Source organism: Paenibacillus sp. GCM10027629 (assembly GCF_042676425.1).
Classification (GTDB): domain Bacteria; phylum Bacillota; class Bacilli; order Paenibacillales; family Paenibacillaceae; genus Paenibacillus_K; species Paenibacillus_K terrigena.
Genome location: NZ_JBHTGZ010000005.1, coordinates 443,881 through 464,289, shown reverse-complemented (window position 1 = coordinate 464,289; position 20,409 = coordinate 443,881). Strand labels below are relative to the sequence as shown.

Below are 20,409 nucleotides of genomic sequence, written 5' to 3'. Positions count from 1 at the left end.
AATAATGCCACTGCCCTTCCTATCATGGATTTGATACATTGTAGGGATTACATTTCGACCGTAACTCCTACCTATGATGTATATTTGCAGTAACTTTTAGGCTCTCAAGCGCTGATTCGTGCTTTTTGCGCCCGCTATCCTGCAATTATACAACCTAGCTCTGCAGTGGCATGAAAATATCGGCTCTACACTGCAGATATACAGGAAAGGCTCTGGAAAAGCATGAAAAACCCCTCTTCGCGTCTACCGCTTAGAGGGGTTTCGTTTATACTTCTTCCATATCTGTCGGTTTGCTCCGACGTAGGACATTAAATAGAATATTTAGAATGATTGCCGTAAAACTTCCTGCAACGATACCGTTTTCCGTTAAAATCTTCCATTCACCCGGCAACGCGTGGAACAGATTTGGTACGACGGTAACCCCGAGACCCATCCCAACCGAACAAGCAATAATCAGCAAATTCTCATGATTGTTCAGATCAACCGACGATCCGAGCATCCGAATCCCGGATGACACGACCATTCCGAACATCGCAATCATTGCGCCGCCAAGAACCGAGGTTGGGACAATCGTCGTCATGGCGGCGATCTTCGGTACGAATCCGAGCAGGACGAGAATTCCCCCTGCCGTCACGATCACATCGCGCGTCTTCACACGGCTCATCTGAATCAGGCCCACATTCTGCGAATAAGTCGTATAAGGGAAGGCATTAAATATGCCTCCAAGCATGATGGCAAGTCCTTCTGCGCGGTACCCTTTCGCCAAATCCTTCGAAGTAATCTCTCGGTCCATAATTTTTCCGAGTGCCATAAAGACCCCCGTCGACTCCGCAATACTGACGATCGCGACAATAATCATCGTCAGAATAGCAGATGGCTCGAATGTCGGTGTGCCGAAATAAAACGGCTTGATCGGATGCAGCCAGCTTGCTTCGAGTACTGGGTGAAGATTAACTTTACCCATAAAGCCAGCAACGATTGTACCCAGCACCAAACCTAGTAAAATCGAGATCGCACGCATAAATCCTCGGGTGAACCGATTGATGAGGATAATGACGATGAGAACGCCAAATCCGAGTATTAAGTTCTGTGGACTTCCGAAGTCTTTCGCCCCTTGTCCACCACCCAAATCAGTCAATGCAACAGGAATTAAGGTAACTCCAATCGTGGTCACGACCGAACCGGTTACAACAGGCGGGAAAAAACGAATTAATTTGCCGAATAAGCCTGAGAGAAGCACGACGAACAAGCCTGAAGCGATAATCGCGCCATAGATTGCGGAAATGCCATATACTTTTCCTATCGTAATCATGGGTGCTACCGCTTGGAAAGCACAGCCCAGAACGACAGGCAATCCGATACCGAAAAACCGGTTATTCCATAATTGCAGTAATGTCGCCACACCGCACATTAATAGATCAATACCGATCAGATATGTCAGTTCTGTTTGACTCATCCCGAGATTACCCGCTACAATAAGCGGTACAATAACGGCGCCAGCATACATGGCTAAGACATGTTGAAACCCAAGAGATAAGGTCTTGAGCGGATGGCGATTCAGTTGCATGTTACGCTTCATCCTCTTCTACGAACTGGACTTGTCCATCTTCCAGTCCAGCAATGCGAACGAGGGATTTCAAGCGATAACCCGCTTCGATGAGGTTCTTCCCACCGGGCTGGAATGCCTTCTCGATCACAATACCGATTCCCGCAACGCTCGCTCCTGCTTGCTCGACGATACGCGCTAGACCGAATGCCGCTTCCCCATTGGCCAAGAAGTCGTCGATGATCAGCACGCGATCCGTTGCATGGATGAATTTTTTGGATACGGTCACTTCATTCGTCTCTTGCTTCGTAAAGGAATAGACCTTCTCTGTGAAGATATCTTCGCGAAGTGTTAGTGATTTCTGCTTGCGTGCAAAAATTAATGGAACGCCTAGCTCTAATGCCGTCATGATCGCAGGCGCAATCCCTGAGGATTCAATCGTCAAAACTCTGGTCACGCCCTGCTCTGCGAATAGTCGAGCAAATTCCTTGCCCATCTCCTGCATGAGCACAGGATCCATCTGATGATTCAAGAACGAATCTACTTTCAAAACTTGATTATTGAGTACGATGCCATCTGAGATGACTTTATCACGCAGCAATTTCACAATGGTTCCCCCCGTTATTTGTACACTATAAAGTAGAAGTATACCGCATAATTCGACATGGTGAAAGAGGATTCGTTCGGTTTTTGACGGTATTTTTAGGATTCCCTTGTTTTAAACAAATCAATTACACCCTATAATGTTAATATTGGGATTAGCTAGTATGGGTAAAGGAGAGATTGGATTCAATGAAAATTATGAAAGAATTTCGAGAATTTGCCGTTCGCGGGAATGTCATCGATCTTGCAGTCGGGGTTATTATTGGGGGAGCATTCGGTAAAATTGTAACTTCGGTCGTCAATGATGTCGTTATGCCGCCGATTGGACGATTGCTTGGTGCGGTAGACTTTAAAGATTTGTATATTCCGCTTGAGGCGACCAAGATGATCAATGGACATGAGGTTAGCACACTCAAAGAAGCAAAAGATTCAGGCATGGCCGTCATTGCTTATGGTCAATTTATTAATGTACTTATAGAGTTCCTCATTATTGCTTTCTGCGTCTTCATGCTGGTCAAAGGGATTAACATGCTGAAGCGTGAACAGAAAAAAGAAGAAGTGGCTGCAGAGCCAACAACGAAAGATTGCCCTTATTGCTATTCTTCGATTCCGGTACAAGCTACACGCTGCGGACATTGCACATCACAATTGACGAAAACGGAGCCTTCTGCGGGAGTATAAAGGAGATACGGACGGCATGGCGGCAATAACAAATGCGAAAGATGAAGAGCTATTCGATATCTATGACGAAGCCATGAATCATCTTGGCGTGGCGGCACGGTCCGAAGTACATGCGAAGGGCTACTGGCATCAATCCTTCCATTGCTGGATCGTTAGCGGGGAGGGTGCCGATCGTCAAGTCTTATTCCAGCAGCGTAACGCGCTGAAGGACACGTTCCCGAACTGCTACGATATTACGGCAGCAGGGCATCTCGCAGCCGGGGAGACCGTGCGTCAGGCAGCGCGAGAGCTCGAAGAGGAGCTTGGCCTCGCGGTCCCGTTCGAAGCGCTCACCCCGCTCGGGGCGGCGCAATACGAGAACACAGGCGAAGTACGCGGTGTTCCATTCATCGATCGCGAGTACTGCCACCTGTTCGGCGTACGCTGCGATCAACCCCTCACTTCCTACCGCCTCCAGGCGGCGGAAGTGGCCGGGCTCTACCAAGCATCGCTGCGCGAGATGCTTGAACTGCTCGCTGGCGCGCGCGAGTCGGTCGACACGCGCGGCATCGCATTCCCGCCGGGCGAGCGGCCAGGCCAGCTCGCCCCTGGGGCGGAGAGCACCGACGGCGTGACGGCGCTCTCCGCCTGCAGCGTTCGCCTCGGGCGGCACGACTTCGTGCCCCATGGCGATGCCTATTACGAGCGCGTGATGACGGCATTAGCCGCGCTCTAAAAAACAACGAAACCCCGCAAGTGCCTATGAATCCTAGGCCCTTGCGGGGTTTCTATTTTATCTTACGCGAGCATAGGGCTCGCTGCGTTCAAGATGCGGTATGCCTTTGTCCTTCGCGACTTCGCGGTCAATAGCCTGAATTCGCTCTAGCCAAGCCTCTGGCGTAACTTGGAGTTGACGTGCCTGAACCAATCGTTCGGCATGGTCATAGCAGGGATCATAACCGCCCAGTTTACGAATGACACTTATATATTGAACCACCAGCTCACGTGCTGCTCTTGCCGTAAATCCAAAGCCTGTCATCAATGCATTGACAATTCCACGTTCATAAGTGTTCAGTCGCACTTGCGTTTTCATGATAGACCCACCTTCCTCCTATATATATATTATATCCAACAAGTCGAAGAAATGACTCCCATTTTTCTGACGAAAATACGACTTGATTGCCCAAATATAGCGAATCTAGTCTTCTGCCTCGCATCGACCTCGTAATTTGGTCATAGAACCATTGAGCGTCTCTATTTAATTGTATCGCTTCCTGCATGATTTTACCAGTGTCACTATCCGCCATCGGTCCAATAATAATGTCCGGGTGCTGTGTGCAAGGATCCTGTCCTTTCACGTCAGCATTCCGGTGCGCCATGATGAACTCGGCCCATGCGATCGAATCGCTCAAGAAGATACGGGGTTCGATGTCCACCGGCATCGCCAGCAGCTCGATTTCGAGTACGCAAGCTCGCACTTGGCTTAGAACGGAGCTTCGCGATATTTTATGCGCCCATCTTCTCGCTTGTGCTGCAGAGATCGTGGTATAGAAGCCCTCTCCGAAATCGCGTCCTGGACGCCAATACTGACTATTCAGCAATTTATTCTGAAAGGATGGCACGTATTGATCCGTCGTACCGTGATACAACCTTTGCGGTGTGATGATATTCATCCGGCAACCTCCTGATTGAACTAAACTCGTCATTTAGTTCCATATTCCATAGAAGGTGCCATTATTCCTTTATTTTCCTAATTATCGGCTTTTATTCACGAAGTGTTTCAAGGAGCAGATTCGACATCGAATCTTGCGTTCACCCTCGAAGCGTTTACGCTTACGAAGTATGTTTCCTCCGGAAACATTTCAGGTACTCATTTAGGTTTTGCCTAAACTCGCTTTTCAGAGAAAAGCTGGCATCGTAAGTATTAGCTTCAGCTTCTCGCAACCTTCTCGGTGCTGAAAAGCCGACTTTTTAAACTATTTCACATTCGCAATCCCGCTCTGAAAATATTTCCGGTAAATGCCCTCGAAATTCGCTCCAAACCGCTCACGCAGCTCAGGACTTAATTCATGCTCCACTTCGAAGAGCACCAGCTCCTGTGCGAAATGATTAAGCAGCAACTCGAGCAGCGCTGGATGCTCTGTCACAACGGCCTTGGTCGGGATCTCTTCCCCACGCATGCCAAGCATGCTCCATTTGCGGTCAATGACAATCGAGAATTTACGCCCTGGGTGCTGATCCGCCATCGATCCATCCCCCTCTAACGAGGAATGAAGCTGAAGCTGCATTCTCCGAAGCCTATGCTCCTCCGCGTTGCCTACTACAGACCAGAAGACTTTGACGCCGCGCTTCTCGGCTTGCTCTAATTCTTCCCGGAACAGCGTTGCCTCCTCGGCCCAGACATCCACAATAATCTCTTGCTTCGCCCGTCCCAGCTCTTGCCGAACGCGTTCAATAACCTTCTTCTCACTATCTAGACTATAAAACTCCGTCACATCACTCGACTGCTTCGGCATCAACTGTTCAACATGACGAATGGAATTCTGCAATTGATCCCCGATCATACGTGTCAGTTCTTCCACACGAAGCAACGTATAATGCGTTGGCTCCCCCTTACTGCACAGCACAAACCCATGATCCACCAGCTTCTGCAAAGCGGCATATACATTCGAACGGGATACACCAAGACGCTTGGCTACTTCATAGCCTGACATCGAGCCTTGCTCTGCAAGGACGATAAGCATTTTGGATTCCATCTCCGTAAAACCTAACACTTTTAAATGTTGTACTAACTGCTCCATCATCCTTATGTCCCCTAACTGTTCCATGTCCAAGAAATTATATCATATCGGACAAGGTTCGAGCGAAAGTGATAGATTTTGCAGGACGGAAGTGCTCAATTTGGTTATAATAGGTAGAAACGACTACGTCGCAAGTAACTTTATATTCATATTTATCAAAATACATGATTTATACAATGGAGGTAGAAGCATGGGATTGTTCTCGTTTATTAAAGGCCAGTTCATTGAGGTCATCGAATGGATCGACCAGACCGATGAAGTCGTACATCAATTTCCGGTATATGATCATGCGATCAAAATGGGAGCGAAGCTGATCGTTCGGGAATCCCAAGCAGCTATTTTCCTAAATGAAGGACAGATTGCCGATGTGTTTGGTCCTGGAACCTACACACTCAGCACGCAGAATATGCCCTTACTCACCGCGCTGAAATCCTGGAAATACGGCTTCAACTCCCCGTTCAAAGCCGACGTCTATTTCGTAAATACCCGGAACTTCACCGATCAGAAGTGGGGAACTCAGAACCCGATTATTGTGCGTGATGCGGATTTAGGCGCCGTACGGTTACGTGGTTTCGGGAGCTATGCTTTTCGCGTACAGGATCCTGCACTCTTCTTAAAAGAAATTTTCGGCACGCAACCTTCCTTCAGCCCCGATCAGATTGGCGGATACCTACGGGCCATGATCATCTCAGGCGTCAGCGATCTGTTAGCCGAATCACGCATCCCGATTATGGATCTTGCGCTGCATTACGACGAGCTTAGCGAGGCAACACGTTCGAAGCTTGAACCGACGATTAATAGGTATGGGCTGTCCTTAACCGGCTTCTTCATCGAGAATATCTCCTTGCCAGAAGAGGTTGAACGCATGATCGACCGTAAATCTTCCATGAACGTCGCAGGAAACCTGGATCAATATATGAAGTTCCAAGCCGCTGAATCGATCCGGGATGCAGCGAACAATCCGGGCAATGGATTGGCCGGTGCCGGGGCTGGGATGGGTGCAGGGATGGCGATGGGGCAAATGTTCCAACAAGCGATGAATACACCTTCCAGCGCACCGAATCCGCCGCAAGCGAGTGAACCGGCGCAGCCCGCCGCTGCGAGCCAAGAACCTTGCGGTGCCTGCGGCCATGGCATGAAGCCGACCGACAAGTTCTGCCCGGAATGCGGTACGCCTCGTCCTGAGAAGAAATTCTGCTCCGAATGCGGTCAGTCGCTTGCCTCCGGCGTGAAGTTCTGTTCCAATTGCGGAAATAAGGTATAGGAGGAACGACATGGCTGCATCAGAAGCACCGATTCGATTTCCATGCAAGAGCTGCGGGGCGCAGATGACGTTCGACACGGAGAGCCAGCAGATGAAATGCGGGTATTGCGGCACGCTGACCCCGATCGCCCATGGCGAAGAGGAAATCTACGAATACGAGCTCGATTTCCTCGATGATTCCGACGCTTCGCGCATGGACTGGGGCACCGAGCAGCAAGTCGTCAAATGCGAGAATTGCAGCGCTCAGATGCTTATCCCTGCGGAACAGACCGCTGGACTCTGCGCATTTTGTGGGTCGCCGAAGGTGCTAGCGCAGGGCGATCCAACGGGGATTCGGCCCGAATCGCTTATGCCTTTTCACATTTCCAAAGATGAAGCCAACATCGCTTTTCTCAAATGGAAAAAGAAGAAATGGTTCGTACCGAATGCCTTCAAGAAGCAAAATACGCGTTCGAACGTCTCTGGAATCTATATCCCTTTCTGGACATTCGATGCAGATACCGAGTCCTCTTATTCGGCAGAACGAGGCGTGTACCATTATCGGACAGAGACGCGTACCCGTGTCGTCGACGGGAAGACGGAGACATACACCGAGCAAGTTCGCTATACCGTATGGCATTGGACGAGTGGCGATTATGATCGTTCCTTCGATGATATTCTTATCCCGGCATCTCATCAGCATGATACGAACCTGCTCGATCGATTCCAGGATTTCGGTTTAAAAGAGCTCATTCCTTACCAGCCGGAATACTTGAGCGGGTTTATCGCGGAACGGTATACCGTTCCTCTGCGTGAAGGCTGGGATGAGGCGGCATCTCGCATGGATGACCAGCTGGAGCGCGAAATCCGGGATGAAATCGGCGGGGATGAGATTCGGAATCTGAGCATCTCGACGCGCACGTCCAACGAAACCTATAAACATATCTTACTGCCATTATGGAACGCGACTTATACGTATAAGAAAAAAACCTTTCGGTACATGGTGAACGGCGAGACCGGTAAAGTATCAGGCAAGGTGCCGCGCAGCGGCTGGAAGATTACGTTCTTCACGCTGTTCTGCATTCTAGTCGCCTTAATCCTGGTAGCCGTATTTGCTCAACAAGCACCACCAGCCTGATAAGACAAAGAACACCATGGGTTTGCCCATCGTGTTCTTTTTTTGGCTGTGTCTATATTAATCGATTAAACTCAAACCAAACCGCTTCATCTCAATAAATACACCTTCCAGCTGCTTCCCTTTCTCCGTCAATGTATATTCCACCCGTGGCGGTACTTCCGGATACACCGTACGCGTCAGCAGACCGTGATGCTCTAATTCTCTGAGTCTGAGCGCTAGCGTCTTCGGACTAATGCCATCCATCGATTTCAGAATGTCGCTGAACCGCATCGTGCCTTCAATCAATAAATCATGCAGAATTAAGAAGGTCCATTTCGTCCCGATCACATCAAGCGTTTTCTCAATGGCACATGTTTTACCGAACGGGGCTTTGGTTAAAATAAGGTGTTCTGATCCATCCAAGGGGTCGCCCTCCTCTACTTGTTTTCGCGCTTTTACCTGAATATATCACAATACTTCCCTAAGGGAAACTATATGTAAAAAATATCACTACTTCCTTTTTTAAAGTTATTTATTTATAATTCAATTACAGCAGCTGCGAGTTAAAGAACCTCATTCCAATAGATACAAAGGAGAGAATACCATGCCACATTTAACCACATCATTTAGCCTGAAAGGCCTTGAATTAAAAAATAGAATCGTCATGCCGCCGATGTGCCAATATTCCGTTGAAGCGATGGACGGTACACCGACAGACTGGCATTTTGTCCACTATGTATCTCGTGCCGTAGGCGGAACAGGACTCATCATTATGGAAATGACGGATGTTGAACCCGATGGACGAATTTCCAACTACGATCTTGGGTTATGGTCGGATGATCAAATTCCAGCCTATCGCAGAATTATCGATGAGGTGCATAAATACGGCACGAAAATCGGTATCCAAATCGCCCATGCCGGACGAAAAGCGATGGATGCGCTCGTTCCTGTCAGCTCTTCAGCCATACCGGTGACGGAGAAAGATAAAACCCCTCGTGCGCTCACGACCGAGGAAGTAAAAGAGATGGTCCGCAAGTTCCAAGAGTCTGCGCGTCGTGCCGTCGAAGCTGGCGTGGATACCATTGAGATTCACGGAGCACACGGCTACCTCATCCACCAATTCCACTCCCCTGCGCTCAATCAGCGTACGGATGAATACGGGCAAGATTACGCAAGATTTGGCGTCGAAATTATTCGAGCGATGAAAACTGTCATGCCGGCTGACATGCCGCTCATTATGCGCGTCTCCGTGATCGAATACATGGACGGCGGTTATGACATCGACCATATGATCGAGATTTGCCGTCAATATCAAGAAGCTGGCGTGGATCTCTTCCACATCTCCACGGGTGGCGAAGCGCCTGCGGGCAGCAAGAAGCCAGGCAACTATCCTGGATATCAAGTTCCCATGGCGCGCACGATTAAGGAAGCGTTGAATGTCCCTGTCATTGCTGTTGGGATCCTCGATGATCCGATGCTGGCAGAAGCCACTGTAGCGAACGAAGATGCTGATCTAGTCGCTGTAGGCCGCGGCATGCTGCGGGATCCATACTGGGCGCTGCATGCGTTGCAGGCGGTATCCAAGGATGTCGCACCTCCGAAGCAATATGTAAGAGGTTATTAATATTCGAGAAAAGATTCGAAAAGCACAAGAGATAGCTTTGGCTATTCCTTGTGCTTTTTTGCGGCGTATAGATAAACTCTTGTGCAACAATTTTGCCAGGATCACGTCCATTATAATGGTATTCCAAATTAACCCAGAGGACGATAATCATGAGAAAATGGTTGTGTATGATTCTTGCAATCGCCGTAGTATTAAGCTTGAACACGAGTATCTTCGCCGCTCCTGCCTCAATGCCTTCAGCATTGGACCCGCAAGGCGATATCGCGAAAATGTACCGTGTGAATCATGAAATGAAATTTGATCTGCAAGGAAAAAGTGCGCTGCTCGATGGGAAATCCATTGCGATCGATAAGCCAATCCTGAAGAACGGACGTATATACGTCTCCCTCCGCACACTCGGGCGTACCAGTGCAGGCGTCGTTTCATGGAGTCCAACCAAACAAACCATTCGAGTGATCATGAATAAGGAAATCAGACCGCCGTTTCAAGATCTCATGTTCCGCATTGGCTCTGATCGTATTTATTTGGACGACAAAAACGCCCTGTTGGATGAAAAGATCCCAAAGCCGTTCATTTCAAAAGGGACCACTTATATTCCGGTCAGCGCCCTAAAGTGGCTTGGAATCTCGGTCAGCGTCTCGGACAATACGATGAGCTGGGCTTGGAGCAATAAAATCATTGAAGTTCTTTTACCGCATTGGGAAACAGATCAATCCCAAGCAACATTCACGATGCTCTATCAACAGGATATGTACACTCCTCAATACATGTATACAGAGAATGGAGGGGGATGGTCAGGCGAGGCTGGTAAGGTGATTGCAAAAAATATCTCGATCGACGGACGAATCTATAATCGTATGCAATTGACCGCAGATCTTAAACCAAGTATGAATGTCCTTCTGCTGACTGCTGTATCCGTCGGTGAGAAGAAGATTACGGTGATGCGCAAAGTTGCTGATCCGTCTAAGGTTCCTGTTCAAATCACCAAATCATTCGACGATCGTGAAAATCTCTCTTTCACCCAACCGACAAGCGGATATTTTCATGTGAAACCAAATGAGAAGATCGAATTGTCTGGAGATATTCTATTCGAGAACGATCGATTCGATAAACTCACCGTACAGGTGCTGCGATATGATGATAAGTCTGCTGATTCGTATCAAAGTTATCAACAAATGCAGCAATTCGAGATTCCTATCAAGAACCAGAAGTTCTCCGGGTCCTTCACCTTATCCCAGAAAGGATATTACTACATTCAGGTTCTAAGCCCTAAATACATCGCTACGACCGAACATGGGTCTGCTATGACCACATGGGCATACATTTTCGTCGATGTGGAATAGAACAGCAAAAGCGGAGTCTCTATACACGACCACAAGTCGCCCTAGAGCTCCGCTTTTTTACATGCCAACAATCCGTCTCTATGTTATGCCATATGAAGCAAATGTATCAGACCAAATCCTAGCAGTGAGAGCAGAATTGAGCCGATAAGGCCTGCGCAGAACGACTTCAGTCCGAAGCGTCGAAATGAACCAAAGTCTACACTTAACCCGAGCCCCGCCATCGCCATGGCGATGAGCATATAGGCAAGAACCACGATGAAATCCGCGACCGCAGTCGGAATGATCCCAAGCGAATGGATGCCACTCACGGCTAGAAACCCTACAATGAACCACGGAATCGGGATCGAACGCCATTCGAATTTCCCTTGATCCCTACGCTGCTTTCGTTCTAATCGGCTCGCTACAATACCAATCACGATCGCTACAGGCACGAGCAGAGCAACGCGCGTCAATTTCTCAATGACGGCCAGATCGACTGCCGCTTTCCCTCCCGGTGCTGCCGCTGCAATCACGTGAGCAATCTCATGCAGCGTTGCCCCCGAGAACACGCCGTATCCTAAATCAGATAGTCCAAGAACCGGGTACAATAATGTATAAGCTAGCGTAAAGATTGTCCCAAGAATCGCCACGACTGCTGCTGCAATCGCTGTCTCTTCTTCTTTCGCCTTCAACTGAGGAGCGATCGCAACCACCGCTGCAGCCCCGCAGATTGCCGAACCACATGCCGTTAGAATACTCAGCCTCTGTTCCACTTTGAAGAGTCGTGCGAGTCCATAGACAACCGGGATGGTAAATAGAATCACCACAACAGCTAGCAAAAGAACTTTCGGTCCCGCATGGACAAGGTCCACAAGATTCAATCTCATCCCTAGCAAAATAATCCCAAAGCGAAGCAGTTTTTTACTCGAGAAGTTCGTTCCAACGGCAATGCTTTCTGGCACAACGATCATTGATCGCAAGACCATCCCAATCAGCAGTGCAATAACGAGCTGGCCCATAATATTTAGGAACGGGAGCGCCGATAACCATTTTGCCACGATAGCAATTACAAATGTTAATCCTATCCCAACCATAAATCCGAATGGTATTTTTCTTTTTTGCTGAACAGCAAGAATTTGTGCTTGTTCCATGCTGTGTACCCCCTGTCTATAAATCGCTTATTTCCCGTACTGACGTTCATCTACAGTTCAACTATAAGCTTCGGGTTACGTAATGTGAAATACCGATCTGCTATATGTATCATTAGTAAAACTTATGATAGAGGCAAAGAACAAGTTCATCGATCCTAAATAGACGGTTTAGAACAAAAAAAGAAGACAGCCTTCGCTGCCTCCTCATCACCGCTAATTAGATTAAATCGTCATAAATCGTTGCTTCGTGCTTCTTCGGCCAATGCGTCCCTCTTTCCCAAGCGAGAACAAAAGGCTCTCCACGCGTAAGCTCATTCTCAGGAATTTGCTCTAGATTACCGAATACCCGCTCAATCGAAAAGATCTGCGATTGGTGCGCCCGTAACGCTTCGGCTTTCATGGGCCAATACGGTTCCACCGAAATCTGTAGTGTGACGCCATCTGCAGTTCCACGCATCGCAAATGGAGCATTGTAATATAGTTTCTGAACACTCGGGCAGCGTCCGCTGAAAATCGCTTCATTCGTCGCATGATGAATCGCGACATGATCCAAATGACCGCTTATCCCATCTTCGGGGAATGTCACTACAACCGCCAACTGATGCGTATGGATAAAATGGACGATATGCTCCACAAGCTCTTCTCTCGGAACATCCTTTAGCTTACCGTCTGGGTAACCCAAATGCTGAATCACCGTAAGCCCTATAATATCGCCGGCTGCGCGAAGCTCTTGTTCACGCAACACTGCAAGCTCTTCACGCGTCATTCCCCCTAATCGGCCGGTCTTCCCCGCATCGCCACGCGTGGCGCAGAGCAGTACGGGTTCGCCACCTCGATCGGCAAGCTCCCGTATGAGGCAAGCACACCCGAATGTCTCATCATCGGGGTGCGCATAGATAAATCCTACTTTAGGCTTTGTCATCCGACGATTCACCCTCCTTGTATCTCTAGATATTTCATTTCTGACGATAGATCCATTATACCGCTTGAATCACACTGACGACAAAACTTCTCTAGGAGAGGGACTTCAATTCCTGGAACCAATCAAAGGGAACTCCATAAAATAGGGCTTCCCCTGTTTCATTGCTCGAAATCGTGCTGGCAAAAAAACCGAAGGCTTCAGCCTCCGGTCTTATCGATCGTTCTATTTGCATTTCTTCGAATATTCGTCAACCCAAGCAACCGTCTGCTCTAACGCCTGTTCGGCACGCGTGATCGCAGCTTCCACTTGAACCGTTGCCGTACCGCCGTATACGTTACGTGCATTCACCACTTGCTGCGGCTGCAATACCTCGTAAATTCGATCATCGAACAAGTCTGAGAATTGCTTGAACTCATCCAATGACAAGTCGAGGAGATATTTGTTGTTCTGGATACAGTACAACACCGTCTTTCCAATGACTTCATGCGCTTGACGGAATGGAAGTCCCTTGTTCACGAGGAAGTCCGCAATGTCTGTCGCGTTCGAGAAGTCTTGGTTCACGGCTTGGCGCATCCGCTCTTTGTTAACCTTCATGGTCTCCACCATCGGCGCGAACAATTGCAAGGCACCTTGCATCGTACGAACTGTATCGAACATGCCTTCTTTGTCTTCTTGCATATCTTTGTTGTACGCCAGCGGCAACGATTTGAGGACCGTTAATAGGCCGAAAAGATTACCGTAGACACGTCCTGTTTTACCTCGAACCAGCTCAGCAACGTCCGGATTCTTCTTCTGCGGCATAATGCTGCTGCCTGTGCAGAATGCATCATCCAGCTCTACGAAGTGGAACTCAGTACTCGACCAGAGGACTAGCTCTTCGCAGAAGCGCGACAAGTGCATCATCACCATCGAAGCGTTGCTTAGGAATTCGATGATAAAATCGCGATCACTTACAGCATCAAGGCTATTCTCGTAGACACGATCGAAGTTCAATTGCTGCGCTACGAAATGACGGTCAATCGCGAAAGTCGTACCCGCCAGTGCACCTGCACCTAGTGGAAGCACATTGATACGTTTGTAGCTGTCTTGTAGACGCTCAATGTCGCGCTCGAACATCGAGACATACGCCATCAAGTGATGTGCGAACAGAATCGGCTGCGCCCGCTGTAAATGTGTATAGCCCGGCACAATCGTATCGAGATTGGCTTTGGCCTGCGTCAATAGCGCTTCTTGCAATTTACCCAATAGCCCGACAAACTCGACGACCCGCTTCCGTAAATACAAGTGCATGTCCGTCGCCACTTGGTCATTCCGGCTGCGTCCGGTATGCAGCTTCCCGCCGACCGGTCCGATCTCATCGATCAGGGTCTTCTCGATGTTCATATGGATATCTTCGTCGGAGACGGAGAATTCAATCTCGCCACGGCGAATCAAGCCTTGTACTTTAAGCAAGCCTTCGCGGATTTTCTCCACATCTTCCTCAGGCAAAATGCCGCATTTGCCGAGCATCGTTACATGCGCCAGACTACCTTGGATATCTTCCTCTGCCAGTTCTTTGTCGAACATAATGGAGGCTGTATATTCTTCTACCAACTGATCGGTCTGCTTCGTGAAGCGGCCGCCCCATAGTTTACTCATGATAAGAATCCCCTTCCGTTCGCTCGCGGTGTGGAGAGCATCCGGGATTTCGAAGACCTCTACCGTAGGTGTAACTGCCTTCGTCGCTGTTGAAATCTGAAAAAGTCGATTAGACTTCTCATGGTAATTTTCAGATTTCAAAGGCGCACGCTGCGCTCTCAGACAGCTACACCTACTCTCGAGGTTACGGAATCCACATGATCGACACACCGCTCGCTCTCTCCATCTTAGCGCTTCGCGCTTTGCTCCACGCCGGAGCCGACTTTCAGACGCAACGCATTCAGACGGATAAATCCTGTCGCATCCGCTTGGTCATATGCTTGTGTTGGATCTGCTTCCATCGTCGCGATATCCGGGTTGTACAAGCTCACAGGGCTCTTCACACCTGCGCCGATCACGTTGCCTTTGTACAGCTTCAGACGAACGGTACCCGATACGTTACGTTGGCTCTCTGTTACTAATGCTTGTAATGCGAGACGCTCTGGTGCGAACCAGAAGCCGTTATATACGAGTGTTGCATACTTGGAGATTAAGGAATCTCTTAAATGCATCACATCACGGTCCATCGTTAAGGATTCCATTTTGCGATGTGCTGTGAACAAGATTGTGCCGCCTGGTGTCTCATACACGCCACGGCTCTTCATACCGACGAAACGGTTCTCGACCATATCCACGCGTCCGATGCCGTGTTTGCCGCCGATTTCGTTCAACTGCTCCATCACTTGCAATGGGCTGAGCTTCTTACCGTTGATCGCAATGCAATCGCCTTGCTCGAACTCCAGCTCAATGTATTCAGCTTGATCCGGTGCATCCTCAGGGGACACACTAAGAACGTACATATCTTTGTTCTCTTCAGCGCTTGGATCGAACCAAGGATCCTCCAGCATGCCGCTCTCGAAGCTGATATGCAGCAAGTTGCGGTCTGTGGAGTACGGCTTCGCTGCCGACGCTTGAACCGGAATGCCGTGCTTCTCCGCGTACGCGATCATTTCTGCACGACCTGGGAATTGGTTACGGAACTCTTCCGAACGCCAAGGCGCGATTACTTTGATCTCAGGCGCGAGCGCCGCAGCTGCCAATTCGAAACGCACTTGGTCATTCCCTTTACCTGTCGCGCCGTGTGCGATGGCCGTTGCACCTTCTGCACGAGCGATCTCAACCATACGCTTCGCGATCAACGGACGTGCGATACTCGTGCCGAGCAAGTATTGACCTTCATATAAAGCACCCGATTGGAACATCGGATAGATGAAGTCTTTCGCGAACTCTTCCGTCAAATCATCAATGTACACTTTGGAAGCACCTGTCGCTAGCGCTTTTGCTTCGAGGCCATCGAGTTCATCCTTTTGCCCGATATCAGCTGTGAAAGCGATGATCTCCGCATCATACGTCTCTTTTAACCATTTCAAAATAACCGATGTATCCAGACCGCCCGAATAGGCCAGTACGATTTTTTCTTTTGCCATTGTCCATTCTCCCCCATGATTACAAAATTTCTATAGGATCGCCGCCATAACCGCTTTCTGGGCATGCAGCCGATTTTCTGCTTGATCAAAAATAATCGAATTCTCGCCGTCAATGACACCCGCGCTCACTTCTTCCCCACGGTGTGCCGGCAAGCAATGCATGAAGAGATAGTCCGGCTTCGCATGCTTCGCAAGCTCTTCATTCACTTGGAAGTCCTTGAACGCAGCTTCGCGCTCTTGCTGCTCCGACTCAAAGCCCATGCTCGCCCATACATCCGTATATATGACGTCTGCATCTTGGACCGCTTCCTTCGGATCGCGCGTAATTACGATTTTAGACCCGGTAGTCGCCGCGATATCCTTCGCTTGGCTAATGATCGCCTCATCCATGTCATAGCCTTCAGGCGATGCGATGGAAATGTGAAGTCCAAGCTTCGCTGCGCCGATCATTAAGGAATGCACCATATTGTTGCCGTCGCCAACATAAGCCATTTTCAGACTAGCAAGCTTGCCCTTGTGCTCCAGGATCGTCTGGTAATCCGCTAACGCCTGGCAAGGATGCGATAGATCCGTTAAAGCATTAATCACCGGAACGGTCGCATAACGCGCCAAATCAATAATCGTGCGGTGTGCGAACGTACGGATCATGATGCCGTCCAAATAACGAGATAATGTCTTCGCTGTATCGTGAATCGTCTCGCCACGGCCCATTTGAATATCGTTTTTGCTCAGGAACAACGCTTGCCCGCCAAGCTGATACATCCCAACTTCGAACGATACACGAGTCCGCGTGGATGACTTCTCGAAAATCATCCCGAGCGTTTTACCTTTTAGCGGTTGATATACTTCACCGTTCTTCTGCTTCTTCTTCAGTTCGATTGCTAGATCAATCAGATAACGAATCTCTTCGGAAGAAAAATCGCCTAGGCCGAGAAAATCCCGGCCTTTCAAGTTAATGCCAAGTTCTTGTGTCGTGCTCATATCTATCACTCCTGCACCAATTTCTATTGTTTCACCGCAGCCTTTGCGGTTAATAGTTCATTTAGAATACCAACGGCTGAATCGATTTCTTCACGCGTGACGAGGAGATTCGGCAATAACCGAACGACATTCGGCCCTGCAGATACGGTAAGTAGACCCTTCTGCTGTGCTTCCGAGATGATAGCCGCTACCGGCTCAATACATTCAATGCCGATGATCAGACCTTTTCCGCGAATGCCGCTCACATACGAATTCCCTTCGAGCTTCTCTTGCAATTGCTGCATTAAATAGTCGCCCATCTCTGCAGCACGTTCGGGTAAGCTTCCATTTACGATCGTCTCGAGCGTTGCAATCACCGCAGCCATCGCAATCGGCGTTCCACCAAAGGTAGAAGCGTGACTGCCCGCCGTAAATGCATCACGCAAGTAAGCTTTGCCAAGCATGGCCCCAACTGGGAACCCGCTACCGAGCGCCTTCGCTAATGTGAAAATATCCGGTTCAATGCCGTAGTGTTCATAGGCAAATAATTTGCCCGTACGACCAATTCCCGTCTGAACTTCGTCAATGATGAGCAGCAGGTTATGCTCTTTGCACAGCTTCACAATGTGCTGTACGAATGATGGTTCCACAGGAACGATGCCGCCTTCGGCTTGCACCAATTCAAGCATGATCGCACAAGTATGCTCGCCAATCGCGGCTTCCAGTGCCTCTGTATCATGCATCGGTACATGCTTGAACCCTTCTGGCAGCGGTAAGTATCCGTCTTTCACTTTATCCTGTCCCGTCGCCGTTAAGGTTGCGAGCGTACGTCCATGGAAGGATTGCGTGAATGTGATCACTTCATACCGCCCATTCCCCAGCACCTTCTGATGATAACGACGTGCAAGCTTAATCGCTGCCTCATTCGCTTCCGCACCGGAGTTACAGAAGAATACTGCATCCGCGCAGCTATTCGCCGTGAGCAGCTGAGCTGCTTTTTCCTGATTAGGAATCTGGTAGATATTCGACACATGCCACAATTCGTCTAACTGGGCAACCAGCTTCTCCTTCACTTGCTTTGGTGCATGCCCTAAACCATTTACGGCGATACCGCTCGTAAAATCAAGATATTTGCGACCTTCCTGGTCCCAAACATAGCTCCCTTCTCCCTTAACCAAGGAAATCGGGTATCTTGCATAGGTTGGAAATAAAGCACTCTGTACCTGACCTTGCTCCTGAGTTCCACTCATCGTGAATTCCTCCTCTCAAATTGCCTTCCCTATTCCTAGCATCATCTATTTATGCAGTCACAATTCGCGTTCCAATCGCTTCACCGTGCAATGTTCGGCTTAACACGTTCGGTTCCGTGCCATTCACAATAACAACTTCCTTCACAACACCTTGGATACATTGCATCGCCGCGCGGACTTTCGGAATCATTCCGCCATATATTTCACCGGTTGTAATCATCTCTTCAATCTCAGCTACCGTAATCTTCGGCAGGACCTCGAGTTCACCATTGATTTTCTTCATAATCCCAGGGACGTCCGTCACGACGATCATCTGTGCCACGCCAAGATGTGAAGCGACAGCCCCAGCAGCCGTATCGGCATTGATATTGAAGCGCTGCGTGCCATCCGCCGAAATCCCGATCGGAGCGATTACCGGCATATATCCCATGTTGATAATGCCTTCGATGATTTCTGCTCGAATACCAACGACATCCCCTACGAACCCAACCTCAGCTGCATTCGATACGGGCACCGTCTGCATCAGACCGCCATCCACACCCGAGAGCCCTAACGCTTTCGCGCCGCTCTTCCCGATTTTACGAACAATTTCCTTATTAATCTGCCCTGCAAGCACCATCTCAACGACATCCAGCACCGCATCATTCGTCTTGCGCAGTCCGCCTACGAATTCCGTCTCGATCCCGAGCTTCGTCAGTGTCTCCGAAATCGCGGGACCTCCGCCATGCACAATGACGGGAATCATGCCATCCGCTTGCAGCCTGCGTAAGTCCTCAAAGAATGCATCCGGCAACGCAGCCAGTGTGCTGCCTCCGCATTTCATGACAAATCGTGTATTCATCTGTTTCGTCATCGCTCTTCTGTCCTCCGTGCCTACGTCCGATATGCCGCATTAATGCGAACATAATCATACGTTAAATCACAGCCCCATGCTGTCGCGACACCTTCGCCGTTGTTAAGCGCAACGTGAATGGTCACGGTATTGCCTTTTAAATACTCAAGCGCGTTATCCTCATCGAAAGGAACCGGTCTTGATTGTGTTAGTACCGTAATATCGCCGAGGCGAATATCAACGGTCTCTGGATTGACAGGTTCGCCTGCACGGCCCACTGCCGCTATAATCCGCCCCCAGTTCGCATCTGCACCGAATACCGCGGATTTTACCAAGCTAGAACCAATGACGGTCTTCGCAATCGCCCTTGCGGATTCATCCGATACAGCGCCGCTTACGTTCACTTCAACCAGCTTCGTCGCACCTTCGCCGTCCCGCGCAATCGCTTGAGCCAAGTGTTCGCACACATGGCGGAACGCGGCCGCATAAGCGTCCCAATTCGGGTGATTCGACTGAAGTGTCTCATTGTCCGCAAGACCACTTGCCATTGCCACGAGCATATCATTCGTACTTGTATCGCCATCTACCGTAATCATATTGAATGTAACATCCGTCGTCTGACCGAGCAGCTGCTGCAATGCAGACTGATCAATCACCGCATCTGTCGTCATAAACGCCAGCATCGTCGCCATATTCGGATGAATCATGCCTGAACCTTTGGCTGCACCCGCAATATGAACGGTCTGTCCGCCGACTTGCACGGCAACGCAGATTTCTTTTTTCACCAGATCCGTCGTAAGAATCGCTTGGCTGAAATCTTCCGCACCCGCCGCATCACTGGATAGACGCGCTGGCAGTTGTGTAATTCCCGCACTCACACGGTCCATCTTAAGCAATTCGCCAATAACGCCAGTCGAAGCAACCGCGACATAATGGTTCGGAACGCCGAGCTGTTCAGCAATTTCATTACGCATTTGATATGCATCCCGCTCGCCCTGCTGCCCTGTGCACGCATTCGCGTTCCCGCTGTTCACGATAACGGCTTGTAGCTTGCCTTCTGTCGCAATACTCTCACGTGTTACCTTGAGCGGTGCCGCTTGGAATACGTTCGTCGTATAGACCGCTGCTGCCGTCGCTGGCACCTCACAGAGGATTGCCCCTAGATCATTCCGTTCCGTCTTCTTCAATCCGCAATGCAGGCCCCCTGCTCTGAATCCCTTCGGGATGGTAACCGAACCATGCTCCACCACCGTAAAATGCTGTACGCCCATGTC

Annotated in this window: 20 protein-coding genes; 6 read left to right on the top strand and 14 right to left on the bottom strand. The window is 49.4% G+C overall.

Annotation, left to right across the window (positions count from 1 at the left end):
- Window positions 1–265 precede the first annotated feature (265 nt).
- Both ACFQZR_RS08050 and ACFQZR_RS08045 read right to left on the bottom strand, forming a co-directional pair.
- Entirely contained in the window at window positions 266–1,579 is a 1,314-nt protein-coding gene (locus ACFQZR_RS08050; RefSeq protein WP_379344626.1) for a nucleobase:cation symporter-2 family protein, read from the bottom strand.
- Window positions 1,569–2,153, bottom strand: coding sequence for a xanthine phosphoribosyltransferase (locus tag ACFQZR_RS08045; RefSeq protein ID WP_018754790.1), 585 nt, complete (start codon window positions 2,151–2,153; stop codon window positions 1,569–1,571). Before ACFQZR_RS08045 ends, ACFQZR_RS08050 begins: the two co-directional genes overlap by 11 nt.
- 185 nt (window positions 2,154–2,338) lie before the next feature.
- Between ACFQZR_RS08045 and mscL the strand changes: the two genes are divergently transcribed.
- Both mscL and ACFQZR_RS08035 read left to right on the top strand, forming a co-directional pair.
- Window positions 2,339–2,830, top strand: a complete 492-nt coding sequence (mscL, locus tag ACFQZR_RS08040; RefSeq protein WP_379344623.1) for a large conductance mechanosensitive channel protein MscL — start codon at window positions 2,339–2,341, stop codon at window positions 2,828–2,830.
- 16 nt (window positions 2,831–2,846) lie between these two features.
- Complete coding sequence (locus ACFQZR_RS08035; protein WP_379344621.1) at window positions 2,847–3,545, top strand: NUDIX hydrolase; 699 nt, start codon at window positions 2,847–2,849, stop codon at window positions 3,543–3,545.
- Window positions 3,546–3,602: 57 nt separating this feature from the next.
- Here the strand turns inward: ACFQZR_RS08035 and ACFQZR_RS08030 are convergent, their stop codons facing one another.
- The 3 genes from ACFQZR_RS08030 to ACFQZR_RS08020 all read right to left on the bottom strand — a co-directional run bounded on the left by ACFQZR_RS08030 (window position 3,603) and on the right by ACFQZR_RS08020 (window position 5,610).
- Entirely contained in the window at window positions 3,603–3,902 is a 300-nt protein-coding gene (locus ACFQZR_RS08030) for a hypothetical protein (protein ID WP_018754787.1), read from the bottom strand.
- Entirely contained in the window at window positions 3,871–4,482 is a 612-nt protein-coding gene (locus tag ACFQZR_RS08025) for a DUF3990 domain-containing protein (protein WP_018754786.1), read from the bottom strand. The genes ACFQZR_RS08030 and ACFQZR_RS08025 overlap by 32 nt, the downstream gene beginning before the upstream one ends.
- A 303-nt stretch (window positions 4,483–4,785) precedes the next feature.
- The gene (locus tag ACFQZR_RS08020) at window positions 4,786–5,610 is read right to left on the bottom strand and encodes a TrmB family transcriptional regulator (protein ID WP_379344940.1); all 825 of its coding nucleotides are present in this window, start codon (window positions 5,608–5,610) and stop codon (window positions 4,786–4,788) included.
- Between the two features lie 190 nt (window positions 5,611–5,800).
- Between ACFQZR_RS08020 and ACFQZR_RS08015 the strand changes: the two genes are divergently transcribed.
- Both ACFQZR_RS08015 and ACFQZR_RS08010 read left to right on the top strand, forming a co-directional pair.
- Window positions 5,801–6,874: an SPFH domain-containing protein gene (locus ACFQZR_RS08015; protein WP_379344618.1), complete on the top strand. Its 1,074-nt coding sequence runs from the start codon at window positions 5,801–5,803 to the stop codon at window positions 6,872–6,874.
- Window positions 6,875–6,884: 10 nt separating this feature from the next.
- Window positions 6,885–7,991 carry a TFIIB-type zinc ribbon-containing protein gene (locus ACFQZR_RS08010; RefSeq protein WP_379344616.1) on the top strand — a complete coding sequence of 369 codons (1,107 nt, stop codon included), beginning with the start codon at window positions 6,885–6,887 and terminating at the stop codon, window positions 7,989–7,991.
- A 57-nt stretch (window positions 7,992–8,048) separates the two neighbouring features.
- Here the strand turns inward: ACFQZR_RS08010 and ACFQZR_RS08005 are convergent, their stop codons facing one another.
- Entirely contained in the window at window positions 8,049–8,393 is a 345-nt protein-coding gene (locus ACFQZR_RS08005; protein ID WP_379344614.1) for a winged helix-turn-helix transcriptional regulator, read from the bottom strand.
- A gap of 181 nt (window positions 8,394–8,574) precedes the next feature.
- On the opposite strand from ACFQZR_RS08005, the gene ACFQZR_RS08000 reads away from it, so the two are divergent.
- Together ACFQZR_RS08000 and ACFQZR_RS07995 are read left to right on the top strand one after the other, a co-directional pair.
- Window positions 8,575–9,594, top strand: a complete 1,020-nt coding sequence (locus ACFQZR_RS08000) for an NADH:flavin oxidoreductase/NADH oxidase (protein WP_379344612.1) — start codon at window positions 8,575–8,577, stop codon at window positions 9,592–9,594.
- A 149-nt stretch (window positions 9,595–9,743) separates the two neighbouring features.
- Window positions 9,744–10,937: a stalk domain-containing protein gene (locus ACFQZR_RS07995; protein ID WP_379344610.1), complete on the top strand. Its 1,194-nt coding sequence runs from the start codon at window positions 9,744–9,746 to the stop codon at window positions 10,935–10,937.
- Window positions 10,938–11,020: 83 nt separating this feature from the next.
- Here the strand turns inward: ACFQZR_RS07995 and ACFQZR_RS07990 are convergent, their stop codons facing one another.
- The 8 genes from ACFQZR_RS07990 to argJ form a co-directional block, all read right to left on the bottom strand.
- Complete coding sequence (locus ACFQZR_RS07990; protein ID WP_379344608.1) at window positions 11,021–12,067, bottom strand: YeiH family protein; 1,047 nt, start codon at window positions 12,065–12,067, stop codon at window positions 11,021–11,023.
- 217 nt (window positions 12,068–12,284) lie between these two features.
- Window positions 12,285–12,989 carry a PIG-L deacetylase family protein gene (locus ACFQZR_RS07985; protein WP_379344606.1) on the bottom strand — a complete coding sequence of 235 codons (705 nt, stop codon included), beginning with the start codon at window positions 12,987–12,989 and terminating at the stop codon, window positions 12,285–12,287.
- Window positions 12,990–13,211: 222 nt separating this feature from the next.
- Window positions 13,212–14,627: an argininosuccinate lyase gene (gene argH, locus ACFQZR_RS07980; RefSeq protein WP_379344604.1), complete on the bottom strand. Its 1,416-nt coding sequence runs from the start codon at window positions 14,625–14,627 to the stop codon at window positions 13,212–13,214.
- A gap of 227 nt (window positions 14,628–14,854) precedes the next feature.
- A complete protein-coding gene (locus ACFQZR_RS07975) occupies window positions 14,855–16,093 on the bottom strand; it encodes an argininosuccinate synthase (RefSeq protein ID WP_379344602.1) in 1,239 nt (412 codons plus the stop codon).
- Window positions 16,094–16,123: 30 nt separating this feature from the next.
- Window positions 16,124–17,074 carry an ornithine carbamoyltransferase gene (gene argF / locus ACFQZR_RS07970; RefSeq protein WP_379344600.1) on the bottom strand — a complete coding sequence of 317 codons (951 nt, stop codon included), beginning with the start codon at window positions 17,072–17,074 and terminating at the stop codon, window positions 16,124–16,126.
- 23 nt (window positions 17,075–17,097) lie between these two features.
- Window positions 17,098–18,303 (bottom strand): acetylornithine transaminase, encoded by a 1,206-nt coding sequence (locus ACFQZR_RS07965; RefSeq protein WP_379344598.1) that lies wholly within the window; start codon window positions 18,301–18,303, stop codon window positions 17,098–17,100.
- Window positions 18,304–18,352: 49 nt separating this feature from the next.
- Window positions 18,353–19,144, bottom strand: coding sequence for an acetylglutamate kinase (gene argB / locus ACFQZR_RS07960; protein ID WP_379344938.1), 792 nt, complete (start codon window positions 19,142–19,144; stop codon window positions 18,353–18,355).
- 32 nt (window positions 19,145–19,176) lie between these two features.
- On the bottom strand, window positions 19,177–20,406 hold the full coding sequence (argJ, locus tag ACFQZR_RS07955) for a bifunctional glutamate N-acetyltransferase/amino-acid acetyltransferase ArgJ (protein WP_379344596.1): 1,230 nt from the start codon (window positions 20,404–20,406) through the stop codon (window positions 19,177–19,179).
- Window positions 20,407–20,409 lie beyond the last annotated feature (3 nt).

Bases quoted from the DNA above. Each gene is read 5' to 3' on its own strand.
- ACFQZR_RS07985 (WP_379344606.1), bottom strand. From the start codon at position 12,989: ATGACAAAGCCTAAAGTAGGATTTATCTATGCGCACCCCGATGATGAG.
- argB (WP_379344938.1), bottom strand. From the start codon at position 19,144: ATGAATACACGATTTGTCATGAAATGCGGAGGCAGCACACTGGCTGCG.
- ACFQZR_RS08025 (WP_018754786.1), bottom strand. From the start codon at position 4,482: ATGAATATCATCACACCGCAAAGGTTGTATCACGGTACGACGGATCAA.
- ACFQZR_RS07965 (WP_379344598.1), bottom strand. From the start codon at position 18,303: ATGAGTGGAACTCAGGAGCAAGGTCAGGTACAGAGTGCTTTATTTCCA.
- ACFQZR_RS08010 (WP_379344616.1), top strand. From the start codon at position 6,885: ATGGCTGCATCAGAAGCACCGATTCGATTTCCATGCAAGAGCTGCGGG.
- ACFQZR_RS07990 (WP_379344608.1), bottom strand. From the start codon at position 12,067: ATGGAACAAGCACAAATTCTTGCTGTTCAGCAAAAAAGAAAAATACCA.
- ACFQZR_RS08035 (WP_379344621.1), top strand. From the start codon at position 2,847: ATGGCGGCAATAACAAATGCGAAAGATGAAGAGCTATTCGATATCTAT.
- argJ (WP_379344596.1), bottom strand. From the start codon at position 20,406: ATGGGCGTACAGCATTTTACGGTGGTGGAGCATGGTTCGGTTACCATC.
- ACFQZR_RS08020 (WP_379344940.1), bottom strand. From the start codon at position 5,610: ATGGAGCAGTTAGTACAACATTTAAAAGTGTTAGGTTTTACGGAGATG.
- ACFQZR_RS07995 (WP_379344610.1), top strand. From the start codon at position 9,744: ATGAGAAAATGGTTGTGTATGATTCTTGCAATCGCCGTAGTATTAAGC.
- ACFQZR_RS08030 (WP_018754787.1), bottom strand. From the start codon at position 3,902: ATGAAAACGCAAGTGCGACTGAACACTTATGAACGTGGAATTGTCAAT.
- ACFQZR_RS08050 (WP_379344626.1), bottom strand. From the start codon at position 1,579: ATGAAGCGTAACATGCAACTGAATCGCCATCCGCTCAAGACCTTATCT.
- ACFQZR_RS08015 (WP_379344618.1), top strand. From the start codon at position 5,801: ATGGGATTGTTCTCGTTTATTAAAGGCCAGTTCATTGAGGTCATCGAA.
- argF (WP_379344600.1), bottom strand. From the start codon at position 17,074: ATGAGCACGACACAAGAACTTGGCATTAACTTGAAAGGCCGGGATTTT.
- argH (WP_379344604.1), bottom strand. From the start codon at position 14,627: ATGAGTAAACTATGGGGCGGCCGCTTCACGAAGCAGACCGATCAGTTG.
- ACFQZR_RS08000 (WP_379344612.1), top strand. From the start codon at position 8,575: ATGCCACATTTAACCACATCATTTAGCCTGAAAGGCCTTGAATTAAAA.
- ACFQZR_RS07975 (WP_379344602.1), bottom strand. From the start codon at position 16,093: ATGGCAAAAGAAAAAATCGTACTGGCCTATTCGGGCGGTCTGGATACA.
- mscL (WP_379344623.1), top strand. From the start codon at position 2,339: ATGAAAATTATGAAAGAATTTCGAGAATTTGCCGTTCGCGGGAATGTC.